Here is a 259-nt window from a genome sequence, read left to right as displayed (position 1 = left end):
GTCCAACGGGACGTGACCGGGACCTTCGACCATTACCTGAACGCCGCGCTCCCGCGCGGTCCCCGTGAGCTCGCCGAGGGTGTCGAGCTCGGCGAACTGCGCCTCGTCGCTCGCGTCCGCGAGACACCCCGGCCGGAGGCCGTCCCCGAGCGAGACGGTCACGTCGTGTTCGGCGAGGATCTCACAGATCGCCTCGAACTTCGCGTACAACGGGTTCTGTATCCCGTTCTCCTCCATCCACTCCGCGAGGATCGACCCA

The 259-nt window shown here is 67.6% G+C and carries 1 protein-coding gene; it reads right to left on the bottom strand.

Annotated features, from left to right (window positions below; all coding sequences use genetic code 11):
• Positions 1-259 (bottom strand): phosphomethylpyrimidine synthase ThiC (locus tag EXE45_RS18900; RefSeq protein WP_199233724.1); only part of this gene is annotated, 259 nt, incomplete at both ends.

The sequence above is a fragment of the Halorubrum sp. SP9 genome (assembly GCF_005435015.1).
Taxonomy (GTDB): Archaea; Halobacteriota; Halobacteria; order Halobacteriales; family Haloferacaceae; genus Halorubrum; species Halorubrum sodomense.
Note: the sequence above shows the minus strand (reverse complement) of the source record. Positions and strands in the feature narration are given on the sequence as shown.